The 23,646-nt window shown below is 71.1% G+C and carries 25 protein-coding genes; 11 read left to right on the plus strand and 14 right to left on the minus strand.

Annotated elements, in window-relative coordinates; all coding sequences use genetic code 11:
- Window positions 1-28 precede the first annotated feature (28 nt).
- The 11 genes from AB0I28_RS24195 to AB0I28_RS24245 form a co-directional block, all read right to left on the minus strand.
- Window positions 29-1,186 carry a mannosyltransferase family protein gene (locus tag AB0I28_RS24195; RefSeq protein WP_357496834.1) on the minus strand — a complete coding sequence of 386 codons (1,158 nt, stop codon included), beginning with the start codon at window positions 1,184-1,186 and terminating at the stop codon, window positions 29-31.
- A 61-nt stretch (window positions 1,187-1,247) separates the two neighbouring features.
- The gene (gene rnc / locus AB0I28_RS24200) at window positions 1,248-1,997 is read right to left on the minus strand and encodes a ribonuclease III (RefSeq protein WP_357496836.1); all 750 of its coding nucleotides are present in this window, start codon (window positions 1,995-1,997) and stop codon (window positions 1,248-1,250) included.
- A 14-nt stretch (window positions 1,998-2,011) separates the two neighbouring features.
- Window positions 2,012-2,185 (minus strand): 50S ribosomal protein L32, encoded by a 174-nt coding sequence (gene rpmF, locus AB0I28_RS24205; RefSeq protein ID WP_357496838.1) that lies wholly within the window; start codon window positions 2,183-2,185, stop codon window positions 2,012-2,014.
- Between the two features lie 3 nt (window positions 2,186-2,188).
- Window positions 2,189-2,755 carry a YceD family protein gene (locus AB0I28_RS24210; RefSeq protein ID WP_357496840.1) on the minus strand — a complete coding sequence of 189 codons (567 nt, stop codon included), beginning with the start codon at window positions 2,753-2,755 and terminating at the stop codon, window positions 2,189-2,191.
- A 151-nt stretch (window positions 2,756-2,906) separates the two neighbouring features.
- Window positions 2,907-4,742, minus strand: coding sequence for a P-loop NTPase fold protein (locus AB0I28_RS24215; RefSeq protein WP_357496842.1), 1,836 nt, complete (start codon window positions 4,740-4,742; stop codon window positions 2,907-2,909).
- Window positions 4,743-4,891: 149 nt separating this feature from the next.
- Window positions 4,892-5,389 (minus strand): hypothetical protein, encoded by a 498-nt coding sequence (locus AB0I28_RS24220; protein WP_357496844.1) that lies wholly within the window; start codon window positions 5,387-5,389, stop codon window positions 4,892-4,894.
- A 57-nt stretch (window positions 5,390-5,446) separates the two neighbouring features.
- Complete coding sequence (gene coaD, locus AB0I28_RS24225; protein ID WP_357497250.1) at window positions 5,447-5,926, minus strand: pantetheine-phosphate adenylyltransferase; 480 nt, start codon at window positions 5,924-5,926, stop codon at window positions 5,447-5,449.
- 8 nt (window positions 5,927-5,934) lie between these two features.
- Window positions 5,935-6,495: a 16S rRNA (guanine(966)-N(2))-methyltransferase RsmD gene (rsmD, locus tag AB0I28_RS24230; RefSeq protein WP_357496846.1), complete on the minus strand. Its 561-nt coding sequence runs from the start codon at window positions 6,493-6,495 to the stop codon at window positions 5,935-5,937.
- Complete coding sequence (gene recG / locus AB0I28_RS24235; protein ID WP_357496848.1) at window positions 6,492-8,720, minus strand: ATP-dependent DNA helicase RecG; 2,229 nt, start codon at window positions 8,718-8,720, stop codon at window positions 6,492-6,494. Before recG ends, rsmD begins: the two co-directional genes overlap by 4 nt.
- Window positions 8,717-10,432, minus strand: a complete 1,716-nt coding sequence (locus AB0I28_RS24240; RefSeq protein ID WP_357496850.1) for a DAK2 domain-containing protein — start codon at window positions 10,430-10,432, stop codon at window positions 8,717-8,719. The genes recG and AB0I28_RS24240 overlap by 4 nt, the downstream gene beginning before the upstream one ends.
- Before the next feature lie 49 nt (window positions 10,433-10,481).
- On the minus strand, window positions 10,482-12,179 hold the full coding sequence (locus tag AB0I28_RS24245) for a hypothetical protein (protein ID WP_357496852.1): 1,698 nt from the start codon (window positions 12,177-12,179) through the stop codon (window positions 10,482-10,484).
- A gap of 192 nt (window positions 12,180-12,371) precedes the next feature.
- On the opposite strand from AB0I28_RS24245, the gene rpmB reads away from it, so the two are divergent.
- Window positions 12,372-12,566 carry a 50S ribosomal protein L28 gene (rpmB, locus tag AB0I28_RS24250; RefSeq protein WP_357496854.1) on the plus strand — a complete coding sequence of 65 codons (195 nt, stop codon included), beginning with the start codon at window positions 12,372-12,374 and terminating at the stop codon, window positions 12,564-12,566.
- Window positions 12,567-12,735: 169 nt separating this feature from the next.
- Here rpmB and AB0I28_RS24255 read toward each other — a convergent pair whose 3' ends face one another.
- Window positions 12,736-13,725, minus strand: a complete 990-nt coding sequence (locus tag AB0I28_RS24255; protein ID WP_357496856.1) for a thiamine-phosphate kinase — start codon at window positions 13,723-13,725, stop codon at window positions 12,736-12,738.
- A gap of 196 nt (window positions 13,726-13,921) precedes the next feature.
- Here AB0I28_RS24255 and AB0I28_RS24260 point away from each other — a divergent pair, with 196 nt between their 5' ends.
- The 4 genes from AB0I28_RS24260 to AB0I28_RS24275 are packed head-to-tail and all read left to right on the plus strand — an operon-like array spanning window position 13,922 to window position 16,075.
- Complete coding sequence (locus tag AB0I28_RS24260; protein WP_357496858.1) at window positions 13,922-14,155, plus strand: Lrp/AsnC ligand binding domain-containing protein; 234 nt, start codon at window positions 13,922-13,924, stop codon at window positions 14,153-14,155.
- A gap of 11 nt (window positions 14,156-14,166) precedes the next feature.
- Window positions 14,167-14,724 carry a DUF3515 domain-containing protein gene (locus AB0I28_RS24265; protein WP_357496860.1) on the plus strand — a complete coding sequence of 186 codons (558 nt, stop codon included), beginning with the start codon at window positions 14,167-14,169 and terminating at the stop codon, window positions 14,722-14,724.
- Window positions 14,725-14,780: 56 nt separating this feature from the next.
- The gene (locus AB0I28_RS24270; protein WP_357496862.1) at window positions 14,781-15,563 is read left to right on the plus strand and encodes a hypothetical protein; all 783 of its coding nucleotides are present in this window, start codon (window positions 14,781-14,783) and stop codon (window positions 15,561-15,563) included.
- A gap of 14 nt (window positions 15,564-15,577) precedes the next feature.
- On the plus strand, window positions 15,578-16,075 hold the full coding sequence (locus AB0I28_RS24275; protein ID WP_357496864.1) for a hypothetical protein: 498 nt from the start codon (window positions 15,578-15,580) through the stop codon (window positions 16,073-16,075).
- Here the strand turns inward: AB0I28_RS24275 and AB0I28_RS24280 are convergent.
- Window positions 16,038-17,039, minus strand: a complete 1,002-nt coding sequence (locus AB0I28_RS24280; RefSeq protein ID WP_357496866.1) for an NAD(P)H-dependent glycerol-3-phosphate dehydrogenase — start codon at window positions 17,037-17,039, stop codon at window positions 16,038-16,040. The genes AB0I28_RS24275 and AB0I28_RS24280 overlap by 38 nt on opposite strands.
- A 10-nt stretch (window positions 17,040-17,049) precedes the next feature.
- Window positions 17,050-17,712: a lysophospholipid acyltransferase family protein gene (locus AB0I28_RS24285; protein WP_357497252.1), complete on the minus strand. Its 663-nt coding sequence runs from the start codon at window positions 17,710-17,712 to the stop codon at window positions 17,050-17,052.
- 231 nt (window positions 17,713-17,943) lie between these two features.
- Between AB0I28_RS24285 and AB0I28_RS24290 the strand changes: the two genes are divergently transcribed.
- The 6 genes from AB0I28_RS24290 to mraY all read left to right on the plus strand — a co-directional run bounded on the left by AB0I28_RS24290 (window position 17,944) and on the right by mraY (window position 23,214).
- Window positions 17,944-18,153, plus strand: a complete 210-nt coding sequence (locus AB0I28_RS24290; protein ID WP_357496868.1) for a hypothetical protein — start codon at window positions 17,944-17,946, stop codon at window positions 18,151-18,153.
- 2 nt (window positions 18,154-18,155) lie between these two features.
- Window positions 18,156-18,860 (plus strand): 2-phospho-L-lactate guanylyltransferase, encoded by a 705-nt coding sequence (gene cofC, locus AB0I28_RS24295; protein WP_357496870.1) that lies wholly within the window; start codon window positions 18,156-18,158, stop codon window positions 18,858-18,860.
- Entirely contained in the window at window positions 18,799-18,993 is a 195-nt protein-coding gene (locus AB0I28_RS24300; RefSeq protein ID WP_357496872.1) for a cold-shock protein, read from the plus strand. The genes cofC and AB0I28_RS24300 overlap by 62 nt, the downstream gene beginning before the upstream one ends.
- 71 nt (window positions 18,994-19,064) lie before the next feature.
- Window positions 19,065-21,158, plus strand: coding sequence for an RNA degradosome polyphosphate kinase (locus AB0I28_RS24305; protein ID WP_357496874.1), 2,094 nt, complete (start codon window positions 19,065-19,067; stop codon window positions 21,156-21,158).
- Window positions 21,159-21,163: 5 nt separating this feature from the next.
- Window positions 21,164-22,063, plus strand: a complete 900-nt coding sequence (locus AB0I28_RS24310; protein ID WP_357496875.1) for an NUDIX domain-containing protein — start codon at window positions 21,164-21,166, stop codon at window positions 22,061-22,063.
- Window positions 22,064-22,128: 65 nt separating this feature from the next.
- Window positions 22,129-23,214 (plus strand): phospho-N-acetylmuramoyl-pentapeptide-transferase, encoded by a 1,086-nt coding sequence (gene mraY, locus AB0I28_RS24315; protein WP_357496877.1) that lies wholly within the window; start codon window positions 22,129-22,131, stop codon window positions 23,212-23,214.
- Window positions 23,215-23,646: the final 432 nt, after the last annotated feature.

A 23,646-nucleotide genomic window follows, 5' to 3' on the forward strand; every position in this document is an offset into this window, starting at 1 on the left:
CCGGTGGTGCGCGCCGCCGGGAGACGGCTCAGATGGCGTAGTGCCAGACCGAGACCATGTGCGCGCCGTACCAGGTCCCGAAAAGCAGCGCCGCCAGCGCCACCGGAACCGCGACGCGGAGCCTCGCCAGCGACAGCGCCCGCGCGACCGGCACCAGCAGCACCAGCGCGGGGACGAGCAGCCGCAGCTTCGAGTGGTAGTAGCCGTCGGTGCCCAGGGCCATCGCGACGATCACCACGCCGTAGGCGAGCAGGGGCAGCCACGGCCGGTCGAAGGCGCTCGACGCCAGCAGCGCCAGTGACACCAGGATCAGCACCGCGGTGCTCACCGGCACGAAGCCGTCGCCGAGGCGCAGCGTCTGCTCCAGGAACAGGTAGGTCCCGTGCCCGAAGTCCCAGCGGGAGTTCCAGCCGGCGGCCTGGATGGCGAACCACGCACCGGTCTCGCCGACCCGCGCGTCGACCCACCACCAGTAGAGGGGCAGCGCGATCGCGGCGGCGGCCAGGCCGGTGCCCGCCCTCGCCCAGACGCGGAAGTCGATGGAGGCGGCGTCCTTGCGCCGCCACTCCCCGATCCCGTAGGCCGCGATGGCCACGACCAGCGCGACGCACGCGGCGACCCCGACGACGCGGGTGAGGCAGGCGCCCGCCGCGCACAGGCCGGCCGTCACCCAGGCGTGGCGGCGCATGGCCAGCAGCGAGCCGGCCGCGAAGGCGAGGAAGAGGGATTCGCTGTAGCCCATGGACAGCACGATCGACATGGGCAGCGCGCCGAGGCAGAACACCAGGGCCAGGCCGAAGCGCGGCCCGTAGAGGTCCTTGCCCAGCAGGTAGACCAGGACAGCGGCGACCAGAGACGCCAGCAGGCTCGCCACGAGCGGGGCGGCCTCGGGCGGCAGGCCCGTCCACAGGAACGCGCGCACCAGGAGCGGGTAGCCGGGAAGGAAGGCGAGGCCGTTGCCGAGCAGCTCACCGCTGTCGGAGTAGGTGTAGCCGTCGGGATAGCCCTCGGAGGCCACCCGCAGGAACCAGCCGCTGTCCCACGACATCAACCGGTTCCACACCGGGTTGTCCGGATTCTCGCCCGTCCACGACAAGACGATGAGCTGGACCGAGCGGGTCAGCAGGAAGACCCCGACGGGGAAGGACCATTCGCGCAGCCGGTCGGCGAGCCGGATACGCGACAATTCAGACTCAACGGGGTCCGTGTCGCCCACGTCCCCCGGCCGCCCCGTCAAGGGAGCGGACTCAGCCGCCGCCACCGGCCTTCTCGAACCGGCTGGTCAACTCACGCCAGGCCGACTCGGCCGCGATCTGCTCGGCTTCCTTCTTGCTGCGCCCCTGCCCCTCGCCGAAGGACTCCCCCGCCACGACGGCGCGCGCGGTGAAGGTCTTGGCGTGGTCGGGGCCGTCCTCGGTGATCCGGTATTCGGGCACGCCGAGGTCGTTGTCGGCGGTCAGCTCCTGAAGACTGGTCTTCCAGTCCAGTCCCGCGCCGCGACGGCTCGCGTCGGCGATCAGCGGGTCGAAGAGCTTGTGCACGACGGTGGTGGCCACGTCGACGCCGTGCTGGAGGTAGATCGCGCCGAGCAGCGCCTCCACCACGTCGGCGAGGATGCTCGTCTTGTCCCGCCCGCCCGTCGACTCCTCGCCCTTGCCGAGGTACAGGTACGGACCGACCCCGTAGGGGCCGAGACCGCGCGCGACCGTCGCCAGGGCACGCATGTTCACCACACTGGCCCGCAGCTTCGCCAGCTGCCCTTCGGGCAGATCCGGGTAACGCTGGTAAAGGGCGGTGGTGACCACCAGGCTCAACACGGCGTCCCCGAGGAACTCAAGACGCTCGTTGGTCGGAAGACCCCCGTGCTCGTACGCGTACGAGCGGTGGGTCAACGCGAGGGTGAGAAGGTCGGTGTCGAAGGAGACGCCACATGCCGCCTCGAGATGGGTCGGAGAAGGCCGCCTCGTCGAGGACGAAGCGGACCGGCCCTGCGCCACAGCTGATCTGCCGATCAGACTTCGACGACCGTACGACCCTTGTACGTGCCGCAGGTGCCGCACGCGGTGTGCGGGAGCTTCGGCGAGCGGCACTGGTCGCACGCCACCGTGTTAACGGCCTGCGCCTTCCAGTTGGCACGCCGGCTACGGGTGTTGCTGCGCGACATCTTGCGCTTGGGAACGGCCACAATTCACTCCGAACGGTCTTTGCCCAACAGGTTGCCCAACGCCGCCCAGCGCGGGTCGAGTTTCTCGTGCCGGTGGTCGGCGGGAAGCTCGTCGCGTGGCTGTCCGCAATCCGGACACAGCCCCGGGCAGTCCGCACGGCACAGCGGATTGACCGGAAGCCCGAGCATCACCGCGTCCCGCACAGGCGGTTCCAGGTCGATCAGATCGTCCTGTAGCCGCATGACCTCGTCTTCGTCGGTGGTCTCCTCCGTGGCGCTGTCCGGATAGGCGTACAGCTCCTGGATGTCGAACACCGACGTCTCTTCGATCGGGCGCAGACACCGACCGCACTCGCCGACGACGGGCGCGGTGAGCGTGCCCGACACGAGCACGCCTTCGGTGACCGAGGTCAGCGTGAACTCCAGGTGGAGTTCGGCTTCCTTCGGCACGCCGATCAAGTCGAGACCGAGACCCTCGAAGGACGGCACGTCGAGACGCATTTCACGGTAGGTCCCGGGAGTGCGCGGAAGCTTCCGCGTGTCGACCACAAGCGGGGCCGCGGGATCTGGTGTTGGCGTCTTCTCATGCATCGTCATCGTTGGTTTCGGCTCAAGACAGGCCGACGTAGAACCTTACCTGACACGTGTACTCCTCGTCGAACTGGCATGGGGTGGCCCCAAGGGGGCCCGATCGAGGGTACCGGGGCGGTGGAGCGGGGTGGGTGGCGCGCGCCACGGCGCGTCAGGGAGGTGGGGCGGGGGTGGTGGGCGAAGCGGTGTTCAACGGGGCGGGCGGCGGGTGGTCGCCCGAGCACTCGCGGACCTCGGCGGCGGTCAGATCGACGGCGGCGAGGAAGGCGCACAACTCCGCCGACACCCGGTCAGCGGTCTCGGCGGTGCCCCCGCGCAGGTCGTCGAGCAGTTCGGGGCACGACTCCAGCTCGTCGGCGAGGCCGGGCCAGCGGGAGCGGACGACCGCCCAGGAGGCGAGGGTGTCGACGTCGTCCGTCCCGGCGGCCGGCACGCCGTCGTACTGGGCGCTGAGCAGGCTCTCGACGTAGGCGGCCTGGCTCTCGGCGCTGAGGAAGCGCAATGGGACGCTGAGCTGGAACAACTTGTCCTGGAAGAGGTAGCCGAGAGGGCGGCCGGGCTCGTCGATGGCGGCCTTGAAGGAGGCGAAGTGGCCCTCGAAGGCGCAGCGCAGCCAGGCGCCGTCGGCGGTGACGACGAAGGACGCGGCGGAGTCGCCCCCTTCACCGGGGGCCTCGCGGATGAGGTTCTGGACGACGTCGAGGGTCTCCACGACAGTGGACTGGTCGCAGCGGTCGAGGTCGTCGACGAAGATCACCACCGGCTTCACCGCGTGTCGCAGAAGCCAGGAGAAATGGTGGGCGACCTCGCCCATCGGGTCGGTGTGCGACTGCTCGAAGATGCGGGCGCCGCGGGCGGAGTCCCACAGCAGCAGGCGGGAGGCGACCCGTGAGGCCGCCCAGACGAGCCCCGCGACGGCCAGCGCGGGCGTGACCACCGAGACCACGGCTCCGGAGTTCGCCGGATTCCAGGACGCCCGCAGGGCGAGCACGCCGCCGACGATCACCGCGCAGGTCACGGCCATGGGGAGGACCCAGCTCGCGCCGGCGTAGCGGATGCGCATCCAGGTCTCGCGCAGCCGCAGGAAGCGGCAGTGGTACCAGCGGCGGGAGCGGACGACCTTGTCGCGGACGGCGGTGAGCAGGGGGTACCAGGTGGGCTGGACGCGGGCGTGGCGCCAGGCGTTGAAGGACACGACGACGAAGTCGTCGCCCAGGTCGGCGGCGAGGAGGTTGAGGAGGGTGGACTTGCCCGCGCCCCACTGGCCGTCGACATGGATGAGGAAGGAGGTGCCGGGGGCCTCGGCCCGGGACTGCCGCAGGCGCTTGCCGAGGACGGCGGCGAGGGCTTCGCGCTTGAGGAGGTCGCGGGTGGCGGGGGTGTCGTGGAGCCAGGTGACGTGGTGGGTGGGAGGGGGATCGGCCCACTTGGGATGGGCGCGGTTGCGGGCGATGGCGAGGCCGGTTTCCAGGGTCGTGTACCAGCGACTCGAACCGGGCGCGGTGTACCCGTAGCCAAGATCTGTGAGTGCGAGCAGGTCGGATGCCTCGGGAGCCCCGTCCCGAAGTGTGTCGGCGAGGCTCACGATGAGTCCGGGAGTCCGAGTGGCGAGGAGGCTGGTGTTGTCCGGCAGGTCGATGATCTCGCCGGGAAACTCGTCAGGGCACTCCAGAATCAGCAGCCGCAGAACGGCCGGACTCCGCGCCATCACCTGGAGCAGATCGGTCAACGGCAGCACGGCCGCGGTGTCGTCGGCGTCGAGCACGAGAAGGCTCCCGGCTCGCACCACCGCGGCACCTCGAAAGCAGATCACGAGAGCGTCGGTGGCGGCGTCGGCCGCTTCCCGGATCTCCGCCCAGGCGTCGCGCGTGTTCGGGCGCACGAGAACGGTGCGGTTCGCTTCCGGCAGACCCCAGACGACGGCATCGCCCAGCGCGTCGGCGAGCCCTTGGACCGCCTCGTCCGTTTCGGCGCCGTCGATCAGCACCGCCCGGGACCGCCCCGGATTCGCTAAGCGGACCCCGTCGGGCGTCCCCGCAGAGCTCGCACTGTCCGAGCTCTGCGGCCCCTCGAACTCCTCGGGCCCCTCGAACCGCTCAGCCTCCGCCACTCCCGCCCACTCCCCCCGAGCCGCCGCTACATCGGCAGCGGCTTCTCCTCCTCGTCGGACGGCTGGAAGCTGCCGATCTCCCGCAGCGCGTGCATCTTGTCGCGGCCGCGCTCCACCCCGCTCAAGGCCCGGTGGAGGAACTGCTCGAAGTTCGCCAGGGTCGTGTCCACGTACTCGTCGACCTCGTTGCGCAGGCGGTTGGCCTCGTCGCGGGCCTGGTTGATCAGGCGCTGCGCCTCGTGTTCGGCCGAGACGGTGATCTCGTGTCCGGCGACCAGGCGGGCGTGCTCGGTCTCGGCCTCGCCGATGATCTGATTGGCCTGGCGCTGCCCGGCGTCGATGATCTTGTCGCGCTCGGCGAGCATCGCGTCGGCGCGGCGCAACTCGGCCGGCAGTTCGGCGCCGAGCTCCTCGAGCATCGCGATGATCTCGCCGCGGTCGATCTTGGCCGCTCGCGACATCGGCACGGCCTTGGCCTGCTCGACGTACGCGATGAGCTCCTCAATCCGCTCCAGTGGCCCCACCCGGTACTCCCCTCAACGTCACGGCGCCCTGTAGACAAGGGACACACGGTGATTGTGTCACTGCTCTCGCAGTCGGGCGACGAGACGACGCGCCACGGTCTGCGGAACATGAGCCGAGACGTCACCGCCCCACTTGGCCACGTCCTTCACCAGGCTCGACGACAGGAACGAGTAAAGCCGGTTGGTGGGCATGAACAGGGTGTCCACGCCGGAGAGGCCGTGGTTCATCTGCGCCATCGACAGCTCGTAGTCGAAGTCCGAGACGGCGCGGATGCCCTTGATGACCACCTCGATCTCGCGGGACTTGCAGTAGTCGACGACCAGCCCCTGGAAGGAGTCGATGATGACGTTGGGATGGTCGGCGGTCACCTCTTCGAGCATTTCGAGGCGCTCCTCGACTTCGAAGAGGCCGCCTTTCGAGGCGTTCATGAACACCGCCACGTAGACCTCGTCATATAGGCGGGCGGCCCTCTCGATGATGTCGAGATGACCGAGGGTCACCGGGTCGAAGGATCCCGGGCATACCGCGCGTCGCACCGTGGTCGTCACGATCGGGCACCGTACCAAATAATGGACTCGCCGTACCGGCGCCCGCGCATTTCTGTGAGGCCTTCGGGCCAGTCGAAGGCGCCCGAGCGCGTGGAGCGCTCGACCAGAACCAGGGAGTCCTCGTGCAGCCAGCCGCCCGCGACGAGGGCCGCGAGGTCGGCCGTGACCTCGGCGTTGTCCAGTGTGTAGGGCGGGTCGGCGAAGACCAGGTCGTAGGGTTCGGCCGGGGTCGAGGCGAGCGCGGTGCGCACGCTGGACGTGGCGAGGACCACACCGTCGCCGGCGCCGAGGGCGCCGATGTTGGCGCGGATGACGCGGGCGGCGCGGGCGTCGGACTCGACGAGGAGGACGTGCTCGGCGCCGCGGGAGCGGGCTTCGAGGCCGACGGCGCCGGAGCCGGCGTAGAGGTCGGCGACGCGGGCGCCGTCGAGGTCGAGGAGGCTCGTCAGGGACCCGAAGAGGGCCTCGCGGACGCGGTCGGAGGTGGGCCTGGTGCGGTCGCCCGGCGGTGTCTGGAGTCTGCGGCCGCGCATGTCGCCGGCGATGATGCGGGTCAACCCTTCTCCAGGTACTCGGCGCTCTCGGCGTCAACGAGGGCGGCTACTGCTGCGGCCAGTTCGGGGTGGCGGAGGAGCTCGGGGTCGTCGTCGATGATCGCCGTCGCCTCCTCGCGTGCGGTGCGGATCAGGTCGGCGTCCTTGAGCAGTGACAGGAGTTTCACCTGCGAGCGGTGCCCGGACTGGGCGGCGCCGAGGACGTCGCCCTCGCGGCGCTGTTCGAGGTCGAGTTCGGCGAGGCGGAACCCGTCGGTGGTCTCGGCGACGGCGGCGAGGCGTTCGGCGGCGGGGCTGCCGGACATGGTCTCGCTGACCAGGAGGCACAGGCCGGGCGCGCTGCCCCGGCCGACGCGGCCGCGCAGCTGGTGGAGCTGGGAGACGCCGAAGCGGTCGGCGTCGAGGATGACCATCATGGTGGCGTTGGGGACGTCGACGCCGACCTCGATGACGGTGGTCGAGACGATGACGTCGAGTTCGCGGCCCTTGAAGGCGCGCATGACGGCGTCCTTCTCCTCGGCGGGCATCTTGCCGTGGAGGATGCCGACGCGCAGGCCGTGGAGGGCGCCCTCGGCGAGCGCGGGGCCGACGTCCATGACGGCCACCGGAGGTCTGCGGCCGTCGTCGTCCTTGGGGGGCTTCTCGTCGTCGTCGCCGCCGATGCGGGGCGCGACGATGTAGGCCTGGTGTCCGGCCTGGACCTCTTCGCGGATGCGCTGCCAGCTGCGGCGCATCCAGCGCTCGTCGCCGCCGGGGACGACGTGCGTGGTGATCGGCGAGCGGCCTTTCGGGAGCTGCGCGAGCGCGGAGATCTCCAGGTCGCCGTAGACGGTCATGGCGACGGTGCGCGGGATCGGCGTGGCGGTCATGACGAGCACGTGCGGTGGGACCTCGGCCTTGGCGCGCAGGGCGTCGCGCTGCTCGACGCCGAAGCGGTGCTGCTCGTCGACGACGACGAGGCCGAGGTCGGCGAAGTCGACGCCGTCGTAGAGGAGTGCGTGGGTGCCCACGACGATGCCGGCGCTGCCGTCGGCCGCTTCGGCGAGGGCGGCGCGGCGGGCCTTGGCGCCCTGGGATCCGGTGACGAGGGTAACGCGGGTGGCCTCGCCGGCGGCGTCGAGTTCACCGGCACGTCCGTGCGCGCCGAGGAGTTCGACGATGGTGCGGTGGTGCTGGGTGGCCAGGACCTCGGTGGGGGCGAGCAGCGCGGCCTGTCCCCCGGCGTCGACGACCTGGAGCATCGCGCGGACCGAGACGAGGGTCTTGCCCGAGCCGACCTCGCCCTGCAGCAGCCGGTGCATCGGGTGCGGGGTCGCCAGGTCGGCGGCGATGTCCCCTCCGACCTCGCGCTGGCCCTCGGTGAGGGTGAACGGCAGTGAGGCGTCGAAGGCGGCGAGGATCCCGTCGCTTCGCACCGGCCTCGCCTTGCCCTTGATCGCCAGGGCCGAGGCCTTGCGCTGCACCAGGACGGTCTGGAGGCCGAAGGCCTCCTCCCACTTGAGCCGCTTGATGGCCGCGTACAGCTCGCCTTTGCTGCCGGGGCGGTGGATGTCGTGGATCGCCTTGGCGAAGCCGACGAGCTTGTGCTCGGCGCGCAGGGCGGCCGGCAGGAAGTCGGGGCCGTCGAGGGTGACGGTGTCGAGGACCGTGCGGACGCATTTGGCCAGGGTCCAGCTCGGGACCTTCGCCGCGGCCGGGTAGACCGGGATCAGGGCGCCGGCGAACTCCTCCATGACCTCGGCGGCCCGTGGCCCTTCCGCCGCGACGGCGCCCGGCGTGAGCGCGGCGGCGAGGTCCTCGCCGGTCTCCTCGGTGGTCTCGGGCAGGAGCCGGTAGTCGGGGCCGTTGAGCTGGCGCTTGCCCCGGAAGTCGCTGACCTTCCCGGCGAACAGTCCCCAGCGGCCGACGAGCAGTTCCCGCTCGCGCCACGGCTGGTTGAAGAAGGTCAGCGAGAGCGTGTAACCGCCGTCGCCGATGATCACTTCCAGGATGCTGCCGCGCCGGTTGCGCATCGGGCGGCGGTTGACCGCGCGGATCTCGCCCATGACGGTGACCTGCTCGCCGACTTCGAGGGTGCCCAGGTCGGTCCGCTCGCCGCGTTCGGCGTAGCGGCGCGGGTAGTGGCGCAACAGGTCGCCGACGGTGTGCAGGCCGAAGGCCTCGTCGAGCGCTTCGGCGGTCTTGCCGCCGAGCGCCGTCTTGAGGGGCGTTTCGACGGTGATCCTCATTCGACCCCCACCAGGAGCGGATTGCGGCGCTGTCCGCCCTGGTAGCAGCAGACCTCCACCATTGGCCAGCGCGACGCGAGGTGTGCGGTGACGCGCCCGACGGCGGCCTCGGACAGGCCGGCGCCGGTGACGAGGGTGACGAGTTCCCCGCCGGCGGCGCACATCCGGTCGAGGAGCTCGCAGGCGACCGCGGCCGGATCGGAGCCGATGATGACGACGTCGCCTTCGGCGAGGCCGAGGACGTCGCCGGGTTCGCAGCGCCCGGCGGTGGTCAGCGCGACGCGGGCGGCGACGGCCAGTGCCCCGAACCGGCAGGCGCCGGCGGCCTCGGCCATGGCGATGACGTCGTCGTCGAAGCGGCGGCTGGGTTCGCGCACGGCGAGCGCGGCGAGCGCTTGCACCGGGGAGCGTGTGGGGACGACCGAGACGTGCAGGCCCTCGGCGCGGGCGAGTTCGGCGGCGCTGTCGGCGACCGACTGGCTGCTGCCCTCGTTGGGCAGGAGGATCACCTCGGCCGCGCCGGTGGAACGCATCGCGGTGAGCAGTTCGTGCGTCGACGGAGGGCTGCTGGCGACGGGGTGGGCCCCTTCGGCGGCGAAGAGTTCGGCGAGACCGGTGCCGCCGGCGACGGCGACGACGGCGCGGGAGACCTCGCCGGCGGCGGGCTCGGTGTCGTAGGGCGCGTGCTCCTCGGTCCCGGAGTGCCCGTGGCCGTGGTCGTGGCCGTCGGCGAAGCGGGTCACGGAGATGCGGTGCGGGCGGCCCGCCTCGATGCCGGCCTCGATGGCCGCGCCGACGTCGTTGACGTGCACATGGACGTTCCAGGTCTGGTGCTCGCCGGCGCGGGTCTCGTCGCGCAGGCCGGTGCCGACCACGACGAGGGAGTCGCCGAGACCGGTGAGCCTCAGCCGGAGGCGCTCGACCTCCTCGGAGGGCGCGTCGAGGAGGTACTGGACCTCGTAGGAGAACTCGTCGGAGCCGGTCTCGCGCTCGGCCGCGCCGGTGCCCCCGCGTGGCCGGCCTTCGAGGTCGGCGGCGGCCTGCGGTCTGCCGGTGGGCTCTCCGCAGACGACGGCGACGAGGGCGTCGAGGACCAGCGCCAGCCCGAAACCACCGGAGTCGACGACGCCGGCGCGGGCGAGCGCGGGAAGCTGCTGCGGGCTGAGTTCGACGGCCTGACTGGCGCCCTGGCAGGCGGCGGTGACGACGACGTCGAGCGATTCTCCACCGAGTCTGGCCACGGCGTCGGCGGCCGCGTCGGCGATGGAGAGCATGGTGCCCTCGGTGGGCACGGCGACGGCCGCGCGGCAGGCGTCGGCGGCCACGCGCAGGCCGATGACCACGGCGGACGCGTCGGCCGCGGCGGCGCCTTCGCTGCGGTGCAGCCAGGAGTCGGCGAGGCCGCGGAAGAACTGCGCGATGATCACGCCGGAGTTGCCGCGGGCGCCGAGCAGGGCGCCGCGCGCGAAGCGTCGCAGGGCCTCCGACAGATCGACGACTTCGCCGGCCTCCAGGGCGTGCAGTCCGGCGGTGACGGTGGCGACCATGTTGGTGCCGGTGTCGCCGTCGGGGACGGGGAAGACGTTGAGTTCGTCGATGTCGCGCTGATGGCGGCGCAGGACATCGAGGCTCGCCGCGCACCAGCGGTGGAAACCGGCCGCGTCGATCGTGGTGAGCGGTCCCTCGGCGACCGCGTCCTTTACGTCCCGCACGAAGAACGAGCCTAATGCCAGCCCCCGACATCGCGGAGGCTGGCGGCGACTACATGTTGAAGTGGAGCGTGAGAAGCCGGTCCTCGACGCTCTGCTTCAGGTCGGGTTCGCTGTCGGGGACGGCCGCGTAGGCCACCGCGGTGCGGGAGCCGTCGACGTCGATGAGCGCCAGGTAGACGGTGTCGCCGGTGGCGGCCATGGCCGGATCCGACCAGACCACGTGGTAGCGCAGGATGACCGCGACCCGGCCGTCGATGCGCGCGTTCTGGACCGTCGGGGCCGCCTCGCGCTTGAGGCCCTTGAGCGGTTTGGCGTCGGCGCCGACGTAGCGGCCGCCGTCGAGGGCCGTCGCGAGAGCCTGCGCCGCTTCGCCGATCTTGGCGGGACCGGCGTAAGGGATCAGCGCGGTGTCGAGACCGCCGGTCATGAACAGCGCGGGCAGGCCGGGGATGCCCTCCTTGAACTCGCCCGACGCGGTGGTGATCTCGTTGTACGAGGCGGGTGGGCTGGCCATGGCGACCCACGGCGCGCCGGCGGTGAGGTATTCGAGGCGGGTGTTCTCGTTGAGGACCGCCGTCAGCGGCGCCGGGCCGGTGCCCTCGCCGGGCTGGGAGTCCTGCGAGGCGCCCGGATCGGCGCTCGGGTCGGCGGAGGGCGTGCCGCCGGTGTTGAAGAACAGGACCGCGCCGACGCCGAGCGCGACCACCACGATGACCACCGAGACGATCAGGACAGCCTTGGGGATGCCGCGCTTGGACCGCCCGACCGGCGCTCCGCCGAACCTGTTCGGTGGGGGCGGCGGGGACGGCTGGGTGCCGGTGTAGGTCGGGCCCTCGACGGGAGGGTGCTTGGCCGCGAAGAGCTGCGGGTCGGGTCCCGACTGGTAGTGCGACGGCGGACCGGAGACCTGCTGGGGGGCGTAGAGGGGCTGACCGGAGACGGGGTGACCGGAGACGGGCTGAGCCGACACCGGCATGCCCGACACCGGGGCACCGGAGACCGGCGGCGCCGAGACGGGGAACCGCCCGGAGACCTGGCCGGGGTACGGCTGCCGGGTGTGGGCCGGGGGGCCGGAGACCTGGCCGCTCTGCGGCGGATACACCGGCTGGCTCGGCGGAGCCGACACGGGTTGCTGGTAGGCCGGGGGACTCGACACCTGCTGGCTGTGCGGCGGATAGACCGGCTGACTCGGCGGAGCGGATACCGGCTGCTGATACGCGGGAGGACCCGACACGGGCGGGGTGTACGCCGGCGGGGCGGAGACCTGCTCGCCCTGCGGCGGATAGGTCGGCTGACCCGGGGGCTGGTACACCGGCTGGCTCGGCGGAGCCGACACGGGTTGCTGGTAGGCGGGAGGACCCGACACCGGCGGCGTGTACCCCTGGTGCTCCGGGGGCGTGTAGACCGGCGGATTCTGCGGCACGTACACCGCGGGCTGCTGCGGGCCCCACTGATTCGGGACCGTCGGCGGCTCGGCCGGGTTCGCCGGTGGCTGCTGCGGGTACTGGGACGACTGCTGCTGTTGCCGGTACTGCTCTTGCTGGTACTGCGGCTGGGCGGGCTGCTGGTACTGGGGCGGCGGACCGTACGAAGGCGGCGCGAAGGGGTCCACGGGCTGGGGCGCGGCCTGCTGCGGGTCGGGTGCCGGCCCGAAGGGCGAGACCGGGTCCTGCTGAGCCTGCTGCCGTCGACGGATCGCCTGGGTGTCCTCCGACGACTCCTCGTCGGGCTGCTGCGGGTAGGTCATCAGGGGCAAACTTTCCGGAGGGGGTACCGTCGCCTTGGGACGCCTGCGGTAACGTCGCTGCCAGCGTACGTGAGCGTGACACCTTCTACACCACCCCTGTTTGGCGGTGCACGGTCACTCTCAGGTAGGCTTCCCAGGCTGCCCCTGTGTGGGCGATCAAGATATACGTCAACACTCAGGAGTGCGTTCATCATGTCCAGCAGGTGCGATGTCTGCGGCAAGGGCCCCGGCTTCGGCAACAACGTGTCCCACTCGCACCGTCGGACGCGTCGTCGGTGGAACCCGAACATCCAGGTCGTGCGGACCAACGTGCCCGGCGGGGACAACAAGCGCAAGGTCAAACTGTGCTCCTCCTGCCTGAAGGCCGGAAAGGTCGCCCGCGCCTAAGCGCGAGGACCGCGAGAGAACTTCGAAAAGCCGGGCCCACGTGGCCCGGCTTTTTCACGCCCCGAAACGGCCCGGGCGTGTCGCGACGCTCGCCGAGCGCCGGGCGGTGCGGCACCGAGCCCGCCGATCCGACTCCGTGCCCGCTGCGCCGCCCGCTCCCCGGCCACGCCTAGTTCCGGACGAACGACCCGTTTAATTCCTGCCGGAAGTGATCCCACCCGGCGGCCGAGCTCGTCCAGCGCGTCCCGTCGACGGTGACGCCCTCCCCCGCCCGCACGACGCCGATCTCGGCCCACTCGGCACCGAGCATCACGTCGGGCGGGAAGGTCGCCACCAGCGCGTGATCCTCCCCACCGGTGAAGACCCACTCGTAGGGGTCGACGCCCAGCGCGTTGGCGGAGTCGGCCATCTGCTGCGAAAGCTTGAAGCACGAGCGGCGCAGGTCGACGTGCACGCCCGAGGCGACCGCGATGTGGCCGACGTCGGCGAGCAGCCCGTCGGAGACGTCGATCATCGACGTGGCGCCCAGCTGCGCGGCGAGGATCCCGGCGGCGTAGGGGACCTCGGGCCGGCGGAAGGCGCCGACGAGCGCGCCCGGCGAGCGGAAACCGCGCGAGAGGATCGTGTAACCGGCGGCGGCCCAGCCGATGCGGCCGGCCATGGCGACGATGTCGCCGGGGCGGGCGCCGGAGCGTGTGACGGGCGTGCGGTGCTCCAGATCGCCGAGGGCGGTGACCGAGATCGTCAGCGTCGGACTGGCCACGGTGTCGCCGCCGACGACGGACGCGCCCACCAGCGCGGCCTCGGCGGCCAGGCCGTCGGCGAACTCCTCGGCCCACTCGACGGGCAGGTCGCGGGGGGTGCAGAAACCGACGAGCAACGCGGTGGGACGCGCGCCCATGGCGGCGATGTCGGCGAGGTTGGCGGCTGCGGCGCGGTGACCGACGTCGGTCGCCGAGGACCAGTCGCGGCGGAAGTGGCGGCCTTCGACGAGGACGTCGGTGCAGGCCACGACCCTGCCGTCGGGGGCGCGGACCACCGCGGCGTCATCGCCGGGCCCGAGCAGGCAGTCGGCGTCCGCGCCGTCGCCGGCCGGGACCGCCAGACGCCGGGTCAAGCGTTCGATCAGGCCGAACTCGCCGCTCTGCGCCACCGTCATCGTGTCTCCTCACATCGCCCGCACGTAGCTTAATGTGAAGAGGGGAACGCGCGAGGTTCGCCTTGTCGCGCGAGTCGCCCCCGCCGGCGCGGCCGGCCGCGCCGACCGTGTCCCCCTGGACACCGGCTCCCGTTGCGGTAGTTTCGCTCAAAGCCCGAGCGCGTGTCAGGCGTGCTACGTGTTAAGGAGACGTGTTGTGGTCCAGGCGTACATCCTTATTCAGACCGAGGTGGGCAAGGCACGCGAAGTCGCCACCACGATCAAGGAAATCAGCGGCGTGGTCAGGGTGGACGCGGTGACGGGTCCCTATGACGTCGTGGTGCTCACAGAGGCGCGCACCGTCGACGAGCTCGGGCACATGGTCGTCAGTAAAGTGCAGCAGGTACCGGGGATCACCCGGACGTTGACTTGCTCTGTCGTCCATCTGTGAAGGAGTGACCCGTGGCCGACACGGTCACGCGGAGTGCCGCACGACTCGCCACTTTCATCGCCGTTCCGATCGCGGTGATCGTGGCCGTCGGTGTCTTCGCGCTCGTCAGCAACGCCCGCTCGGCGCAGGATCCGCAGGGAGAGCCGTCGGCGGTGTCGAGCGAGCCCGTCGCGGTCGAGCTTCCCTCCCTCGACGAGGACCAGACGGTCGCCTGCCGCGCCCTGCTGGCCAAGCTCCCCGACACCGCCCGCTCCGAGCAGCGCCGCCCTGTCACCGAGGGCGCCGAACAGGCCGCGGCCTTCGGCGACCCGGCGGTGACGCTGGTGTGCGGAGTCGATGCGCCCGAGGTCGCGCCGACCGAGACGGTGTACCCGATGGACGGCGTGTGCTGGGTGCAGGCTCCCGGCGACGGCGCGGCGGTGTGGACGACCGTCGACCGCCAGGTCCCCGTCGCGGTGACCGTTCCCGGTGACGGCGCCGGATCGGGCGAATGGGCGCAGGCCTTCGGCAAGATCGTCAAGCAGCAGCTCCGCCCGCTCAAGGAAGGCGTCCCGAGCGGCTGCGGCTAGGTACCTTTTAGGGCGCGCGCCGGCCCGGGCGCGCACGCCCGTGGGGAGCCGCCCGAATGCCCGTGCTCACCGAACCCTCCGGCCGACGCCGCCTCGACGTCGGCGACGACCGCCTCGCCCTGCTCCGACCGGGCGCCGCCGGGCTGCTCTTAACGCGCGCCGACGGCCACGTGCTCGCCCTCTCGCGTCACGGGAAGTGGCTGACGCAGTCGGGGACCGCCTCCGCGCGCCCCGGCCGGCTGCCCGTCGAAGGCTTCGACACCGCCGGGATCCGCGCCGCGTGCCTTGCCGCCGGCTGGCATTGGAAGGGCTCGGGCCGGGTCGAGTGGCGATCGCGCGCGATCGAGCGCGCCGTGCGCCCGCCGTCCTCGGTGGTGACCCGGCACTGGAGCCGTGCGGCGAGGCCCCTGTGGCCGCACGTGCGGCGCCGGCTCGCGGTCGACGCGCTCTCGATGGCACTGATCGCCGCGGGAGTGTGGGCGGCCACCTGGGCGGCTTCGCGTGTGGGCTGGGGTGCCGGGCCCTGGGGCCTCGACGAGATGTCGGGGCTCGTGCTGTTCGTGGGAGGCCTGTCGGCGGTGCGCACGGCAGGCGCCTATCGCAGGGCCGGGCAGGACGACCAGGTGCGCGTGTCGGCAGAGGAGATCACCTGGCGGGCAGCCGACTCCGCCGCCCTCCTGACGCGCGACCAGGTCCGCACGGTCGTGGACTCAGGCGCCTCACTGCGGTTCATCGGATCCGACGGCGACCTCGCGCAGGTCGCGGTCCCCGGCGGCCACGGCGAACTCGCCGAGACCCTGCAGAAGCACGGCTGGACGCTGCTTCGGAGGGGCACGTAAGCGACGAACCCAGCGTGGTGCGGCTGTTCGATCCGGCGCGGCCCTCCACGAAGCGGCCGTGGGTCGCCGAGTACCGCAGGCTGGTCGGCTACCAGTGGCTGGGGGCGCTGGCCCTGCTGTGCCCGATAGCGGTGGGCGTTTCGGTGTTCGACGGCTGGGACAGTTACGGGCTGGCGCCGTTCTGGCTGTTCGCCACGGCTCTCGTCACACCCCTGGGCTACCTGCTCCGCAGGGCCCGGACCGAACACCCCGCCGCCGAGGCCCGCGTCTCACGCGACTGGCTGGCGTACACCACACCGGGCGCGCCCGTCCGCCATGTCCACCGTGCCCAGGTCACCCGCGCCGAGCGCACGGCCACCGCCGTGGAGTTCCGCGACGGCTGGGACGACCTGGTCCTCACCGCCGAGGGTCCCGGCGGCCTCGACGACTTCGCCGAAGCGCTGGCCGTCCACGGCTGGCCGGTCCCCGAAACGGCTACTTCGGCATCTCCGGCTTCGTCTCCCGCGCCATGAGCGCCGCGACTCCCTTGCGGGGGTCGAGGCCTTCGTGGCAGACGCGCTCGACCTGCTCGGTGATGGGCATCTCGACACCGAGGGCGTGCGCGAGGTCGCGCACCGAGCGGCAGCTCTTGACGCCCTCGGCGGTCTGCTTGGTGGCGGCCTGCGCCTCGGCGACGGTCTCACCGCGGCCGAGCCGCACGCCGAAGGTGTGGTTGCGCGACAGCGGCGACACGCAGGTCGCCACGAGGTCGCCCAGCCCGGCGAGGCCGGAGAAGGTGAGCGGGTCGGCGCCGAGTTTGGCGCCCAGGCGCGTCGTCTCGGCGAGGCCCCTGGTGATCAGCGTGGCCTTGGTGTTGTCTCCGAGGCCCATGCCGGTGAGCATCCCGTAGGCGAGCGCGATGACGTTCTTGACGGCCCCGCCGAGTTCGCAGCCGACGACGTCGGTGTTGGTGTAGGGCCGGAAGTAGTCGGTGCTGATGGCGTCCTGCACGGCGGCGGTGCGGGCGGTGTCGATGCCGGCCACGACGGTCGCGGTGGGCTGCCGGTTGGCGATCTCGGGGGCGAGGTTGGGCCCGGAGACGACCACGATCTGGCCGGGGTCGACGCCGGCGACCTCGGCGATCACCTCGCTCATGCGCAGCGTGGTGCCCAGTTCGATGCCCTTCATCAGGCTCACCAGCGTCACGCCGGGCGGCAGCGCCGCGCGCCACCGGGTCAGGTTCTCCCGCAGGGACTGGCTGGGCACCGACAAGACGACCAGTTCGGCGCCGTCGAGGGCCTCGGCGTGGTCGGTGGTCGCCGTGATCAGTGCAGGGAGCGTCGTGCCGGGCACGTACTCGCTGTTGGTGTGCTCCTCGTTGATCTCCCGGGCGATCTGCTCCCGGCGGGCGTGGAGGGTGGTGCGGTGCCCGTTGTCGGCGAGGACCTTCGCGAAGGTGGTGCCCCAGGACCCGGCGCTCAGTACGGCTGTCCGCATGCCTTCTCCCTCACGGCTTCTTGTCGTTGTTTCTGCGCGCCACCGGGTCGTACAGCGGCGGGGGCTCCTCGCCGCGCAGTTCGCCGACGAGGTCGGCGACGGCGCGCATGATCGTGTCGGTCATCTGGTTGAGGCTGGCCGCGGTCGTCTCGACGCCGTCGAAGGCGGAGAGGTCGACGGGCGGGCCGGCCTTGACGACACAGCGCCTGCGGGGGCGCAGGCTGACCTTCTTGGTGATCGGGTTGTACAGGTCCTGCGGGCCCCACTGGGCGATGGGGATCACCGGCGCGCCGGTCTCCAGTGCGAGGCGGGCGACGCCGTTCTTGCCGCGCATCGGCCACAACTCGGGTGAGCGGGTCGTGGTGCCCTCCGGATAGATGATCACCGCGCGGCCGGCGTTGACCGCCGCGATGGCGCTGTGCAGCGACTTCACCGCGTCGGAGGTCCCCCGGTGGACGGGGATCTGGCCGGTCGCCTCGATGATCCGGCCGAGGACCGGGATCTTGAAGACGCTGGCCTTGCCGAGGAAGCGCGGGTTACGGCCGGAGTCGTAGATGTAGAAGGCCATCAGCAGCGGGTCGGCGTGCGACAGGTGGTTCACCGCGAAGATCGCGCCGCCGCGCAGCGGGATGTGCTCGAAGCCGAGCCACGTGGCCTTCGTCATGATCGTCATCACGGGTTTGACCAGCAGGACCGCCACCCGAAGCCAGAAACCGACCCTCTGATCACCGCCTTTACGGCGCCCGAACAAGCCCACGGTTCTCCTTAAGCGAACGTTTGTGGAACGACCTTACTGGCATCCTGGGCTCAGGGATTTCCCCTATGGCGCCGAAGCCGATCTGATGTCATCCTGGAGTCAGAGTGACAGCGGACCCTCCGTCGTCAGAGCAAGAAGGAGACTCACATGAACCTCCGCCTGCTGGCCTGGATCGTCCTGCCGGTCGTCGGACTCATCCTCGTCGGGTGGCTCGCGATCAAGGTCCTCGCCCTGGTACTCGGGTGGATCGTCTACGTCGCCATCGGCGCGGCCGTGGTCGTCGGCGCGATCTACGCGTGGGGCAAGGTCCGCCAGGCACTGGGCAAGGGACCGACGCGGCGTTCGCTGCCCCGGTAGCCATGCCCGACTGGACCGTTCTCGTCCCGCTCAAGCGCCTGTCGGCGGCCAAGTCGAGGCTGCACCCGCCGACCATGACCGTCCCTCGCGAATCGCTGGCACTGGCCTTCGCCCTCGACACTCTGCACGCCGCCGCGAACTGCCCCGCGGTCGGGCGCGTCGTGGCGGTCACGGCCGACCCGGCGGTGCGCGAGGCCGTCGCCGGTGCCGGACTGGACGCCGTCGACGAGGGCCCGCGGCCCGGACTGAACGAGGCGATCCGCCACGCGGCGGCGCGGCTGCGCGCCGCCGACCCCGCCGCTCCCCTGGCCGCGATGACCGGCGACCTGCCCGCGCTGAAGCCCGGTGAGCTCGCCGAGGCGCTCGCCCGGGCCGCCCGGCTCCCGCGCTCCTTCGTGCCCGACGCCGCCGGCACCGGGACCGTCCTGCTCGCCGCCAACACCGGCAGCGAACTCGACCCGAGCTTCGGACCGGGCTCGGCGCGTGCGCACCGCGCCTCCGGCGCCACGCCGCTCGACGGCCTGTGGCCCAGCCTGCGCCGCGATGTCGACACCAGAGCCGATCTCGCCGCCGCCGGGTCCCTCGGTGTCGGCCGCCACACTCTCGTCCTGTTGTTACGGGCGCGGAGGTGTAATGTCGGCCACCATGCAGGGCACCGTGGCCACGTTCGACCCCCAAACCCGTACCGGGACCGTCTACCTCGATGACGGAACCCAGCTGGGCTACGACGCCGAGGCCTTCACCGCCTCGGGCCTGCGCCTGCTCCGTCTGGGCCAGCGCGTCCGCCTCGTCACCGACGCCCAGGGCCGCGTCCGGTCGCTGGCAATCCCGACCATGTAGTGACCGGGTTATCCGGCCCAGTTCACCGGAAGGTCATTTACTGGTAACCCGAACCCGGCCAGAATGGTTCGGTGAGCACCCCTGAACGAGGCGCATCCGCCGCCGGACCGGCTCCAGGCGAACAACACGCCGTGTCCGACGGCAGTCCGTACCTCAACCGCGAACTGTCCTGGCTCGACTTCAACGCCCGCGTGCTCGCACTCGCCGAGGACCAGCAGGTCCCCTTGCTGGAGCGGGCGAAGTTCCTGGCGATCTTCGCCTCGAACCTCGACGAGTTCTACATGGTCCGCGTCGCCGGCCTCAAACGGCGCATGCAGGCGGGCCTGACCGTCCGCGGCAACGACGGCCGCAACGCCCGCGAGCAGCTGCGCCTGATCGCGCTGCGCGGCAACGAGCTGGTGTCGCGGCACGCGCACTGCTTCTCCGACGACGTCGCCAAGTCCCTCGCCGACGAGGGCATCCGGATCGTGAGCTGGGACGCGCTCGGCGCCGACGAACGCGAGCGCCTGCACCGGCTGTTCACCGACCAGATCTTCCCGGTCCTCACACCCCTGGCGGTCGACCCGGCGCACCCCTTCCCCTACATCTCGGGCCTGTCGCTCAACCTGGCCGTCATCGTCCGCGAGCTCGACTCGGCGAGCACCCACGAGCGCTTCGCGCGCGTGAAGGTCCCCAACAACGTCTCGCGCTTCGTGCGCGTCAACAACGACTCGACCTTCCTGCCCGTCGAGGAGCTCATCGCCGCGCACCTGCCCGCCCTCTTCCCCGGCATGAGGGTGGTCGAGCACCTGACGTTCCGCGTGACCCGCAACGCCGACGTCGAGGTCGAGGAGGACCGCGACGAGGACCTGCTCCAGGCGATGGAACGCGAGCTGGCGATGCGCCGCTTCGGTCCCCCGGTGCGGCTGGAGATCAACGACTCGGTCTCACCGCACGTCCTCGAACTCCTCGTCCGCGAGCTCGGCATCGACGAGCACGACGTGCAGCAGGTCCCCGGGCTGGTCGACCTGTCCGGCCTCCTCCAGCTCTACGGCGACGTCGACCGCGACGACCTCAAGGACCCGGTCTTCGTACCCTCCACGCACCCGAAGTTCGCCGAGGGCACCAGTCCCAAGAGCGTCTTCGCGACCCTGCGCGAGGGCGACATCCTGGTCCACCACCCCTACGACTCCTTCGCCACGAGCGTGCAGCGCTTCATCGAGCAGGCCGCCGACGACCCGCACGTGCTCGCCATCAAGCAGACGCTGTACCGCACCTCGGGTGATTCGCCCATTGTGGACGCGCTGGCCTCCGCGGCCAAGGCCGGCAAGCAGGTGGTCGTGCTGGTCGAGGTGAAGGCGCGCTTCGACGAGCAGGCCAACATCGCCTGGGCGCGCGAATTGGAGAAGGCCGGCTGCCACGTCGTCTACGGCGTTGTCGGCATGAAGACACACTGCAAGACGGCTCTGGTGGTACGGCAGGAAAGCGGACGCCTGCGCCGTTACTGCCACATCGGGACCGGTAACTACCACCCGCGGACCGCCCGCCTCTATGAGGACTTCGGGCTGTTCACGGCCGATCCCGAGGTCGGCGCCGACCTCACCGACCTCTTCAACGTGCTGACCGGCTACAGCCGCCAGACCACCTACCGACGGCTGCTGGTCGCGCCGCACGGCATCCGTTCCGGCATCCTCGAACACATCGAGCGCGAGACCGCACGCGGTGAGGAGGGCCTGATCCAGATCAAGGTCAACTCCATCGTCGACGAGGCCGTCATCGACGCCCTCTACCGGGCCGGCCAGGCCGGGGTCACCGTCGACCTGCTGATCCGGGGCATCTGCGCGCTGCGGCCGGGGGTGCCCGGGCTGAGCGAGAACATCCAGGTCCGGTCCGTTCTCGGGCGCTTCCTGGAGCACTCGCGGGTGTTCCGCTTCGGCAGGGAGCCCGAGACGACGGAGATGTTCATCGGCTCGGCCGATCTGCTGCACCGCAACCTCGACCGGCGGGTCGAGGCGCTGGTGCGCGTGGACGATCCGGACGCCAAGGCACAACTGGTGTCGATGTTCGCGCTGATGCTCGACGACGGCACCGATTCCTTCGAACTGTCGGGTGATGGCGCATGGCGCCGCAGGACCGCCGACACGCCACTATCCGACGCACAGCGCCGCCTGATGCGATTACGGTAGGCGCCATGGCGTTGACGAACGACGTGGACCGGGTGCGAGCGGCCGGCGGAGTCCTGTGGGACTCCACTGAGGACGGTGTGCGCCTGGCGCTGGTGTACCGGCCCGGTTGCGAGAACTGGTCGCTGCCGAAGGGGAAGCTCTCCCCCGGAGAGCATCCCCTCGCGGCGGCCTGCCGGGAGGTCGAGGAGGAGACCGGGGTCGCCGGGGTTCCCGGGCCGTTCCTGACCACGGCGTCCTACACGCTGCCCAATCCGGGCCGCGACCTGCACAAGACCGTCGACTACTGGGCCATGCGCGCGCTGAACCCCGGCGCCGAGTTCGTGCCCAACAGCGAGATCGCCGAGTGCCGCTGGGTGTCGGTCGAGGAGGCGCGCGAGCTGTGCAGCCGCCCGCGAGACTTCACCGCGCTCGACGCCTTCGCGGCGATGCCCGTCGTCACCGGCACCGTGGTGCTGCTGCGCCACGCCAAGGCGGCCTCCCCGGTCGCCTTCGACGGGCCCGACGTCGCCAGGCCGCTGGAGACGAAGGGGACGGCGCAGGTCGGGCACCTGCTGCCGCTGCTGGCGCTGTTCCAGCCGACCCGGGTCGTCGCGGCCTCACCGCTGCGCTGTGTCAAGACGGTGGAGCCGCTGGCGGAGGCGCTGGGCCTGAAGCTGGAAGGCGACTCGGTCTTCGACGCCGAGGGCCACTTCCGCAATCCCGAACGGGCCGCCGCGCGCCTCGCCGAGCTCGGCGCGTCGGGTTCCGCGACGGTCGTGTGCAGCCAACTCCCGGTGATCGCCGACTCCCTTGCGTTGCTCGCCGACACCGCCGGGTTGGCCGTCCCCAGCGTGCACACGGGCACCGGTGAGGGATGGGTGCTGGGTTTCCACGGACCGGCTCTCGTTAGCGCCCACCGCCTCTAGGGAGTGTTCCCCGCCTCTGTATGGTCTGCGGGCGAGACAGCCCCAACCAAGGAGGTCGCACCCCGATGAGGTCCGTCATCGTAGGCGCTCTCACCGCCTTCGTGATCTCCCTGTTCCTGACACCGCTGCTCATCCGCTTCCTGCGCCGCAAGGCCAGCCAGCCGATGCGCGAGCTGGGCATCGCGGCCCACCAGGTGAAGCAGGGCACGCCCACGATGGGCGGTATCGGCTTCATCGCCGCGACGGTCCTCGCCTACGGGATCGGGCACGTCGCCCTCCTGCCGCTGGAAGGCCGCCCCCACCTGCCGACCATCACCGGCCTCGTCCTGCTCGGCCTGCTGGTCAGCGGCGGCTTCGTCGGCTGGCTCGACGACTACCTGAAGGTCTCGAAGAAGAACACCGGCGGCCTGGCCGGACGGTGGAAGCTGCTCGGGCAGCTGATCATCGGCATCGGCTTCGGGACCATCGCCCTGTACTTCCCCAGCCCCGAGGGCTTCACCGTCGGCAGCGAGTTCCTGTCCGTGGTGCGCCAGATCGACTGGCTGCACATCGGGAAGATCGCCTCCGTGCTGGTCTTCGCCGCCCTGATCCTGGGCGCCTCCAACGCGGTGAACCTCACCGACGGGCTCGACGGGCTCGCCGGCGGCTCGGTCGCCATCGCCTTCCTCGCCTACCTGGCGATCGCGTACTGGCAGTACCGCCACTGGTGCGCCGAAGCCCCCAAGCTCGACTCCTGCTACCCCGTCCGCGACCCGCTGGAGGTCGCGCTGGTCGCCGGAGCCGTCGTGGGAGCGCTGGTCGGGTTCCTGTGGTGGAACACGTCACCGGCGAAGATCATCATGGGCGACGTCGGCTCGCTCGGCCTCGGCTGCCTCATGGCGGGCATGTCGGTCGCGACGCACACCATCGCGCTCCTGCCCGTGATCGGCGCGCTGTTCGTGCTGATCACGATGTCGCGGATCATCCAGTACGTGTCGTGGAAGACGACGGGCAAGCGCGTGTTCCGCATGGCGCCACTGCATCACCACTTCGAGATGGCCGGATGGAGCGAGGCGACGATCGTCATCCGCTTCTGGCTGCTGGCCGGGGTCAGCGCGGCACTGGGGATGGGGTTGTTCTTCGCCGACTTCCTGCGGACGTCGGGCTGGTAGGCGGCTGGTAGGGCGGCCGGCGGCGGGCTCCTTCGCTTTGGCCGCACGCGATCGGGCCTGACGGTATGCCGCTGGGCTCGCCCCGGTGTGCCGCTGGGTGCCTTTGGGGTGATCGTTGACGATCACGACGAACGCGGCGATCGGGCCGTTAGTGCCATTCGCGATGGAATTGCGGCGAAAGCACCGGTTCCGAGCGCGAATTCTTCCCGGGAAGAACGGCCGGGAGCCACATTGGCCGGTGAACCTCGCCGAGCGACCGGATCCGGGCGAATGGCGATCGCCGGACGGCGCGACGATGGCGCCCGATGCGGATATCGCGTCGGCAATGGGCCGGGCGCGCTCGAAGCGACTCCCCCATTCAGCGAGTGTGAGCCGGTCTATCGCTCGACCGGCGCAAGCAGCATCATGCCCTGCGCTCGCGGTTGCGGGAGG

The organism is Phytomonospora sp. NPDC050363 (genome assembly GCF_040655735.1).
Lineage (GTDB): Bacteria > Actinomycetota > Actinomycetes > Mycobacteriales > Micromonosporaceae > Phytomonospora.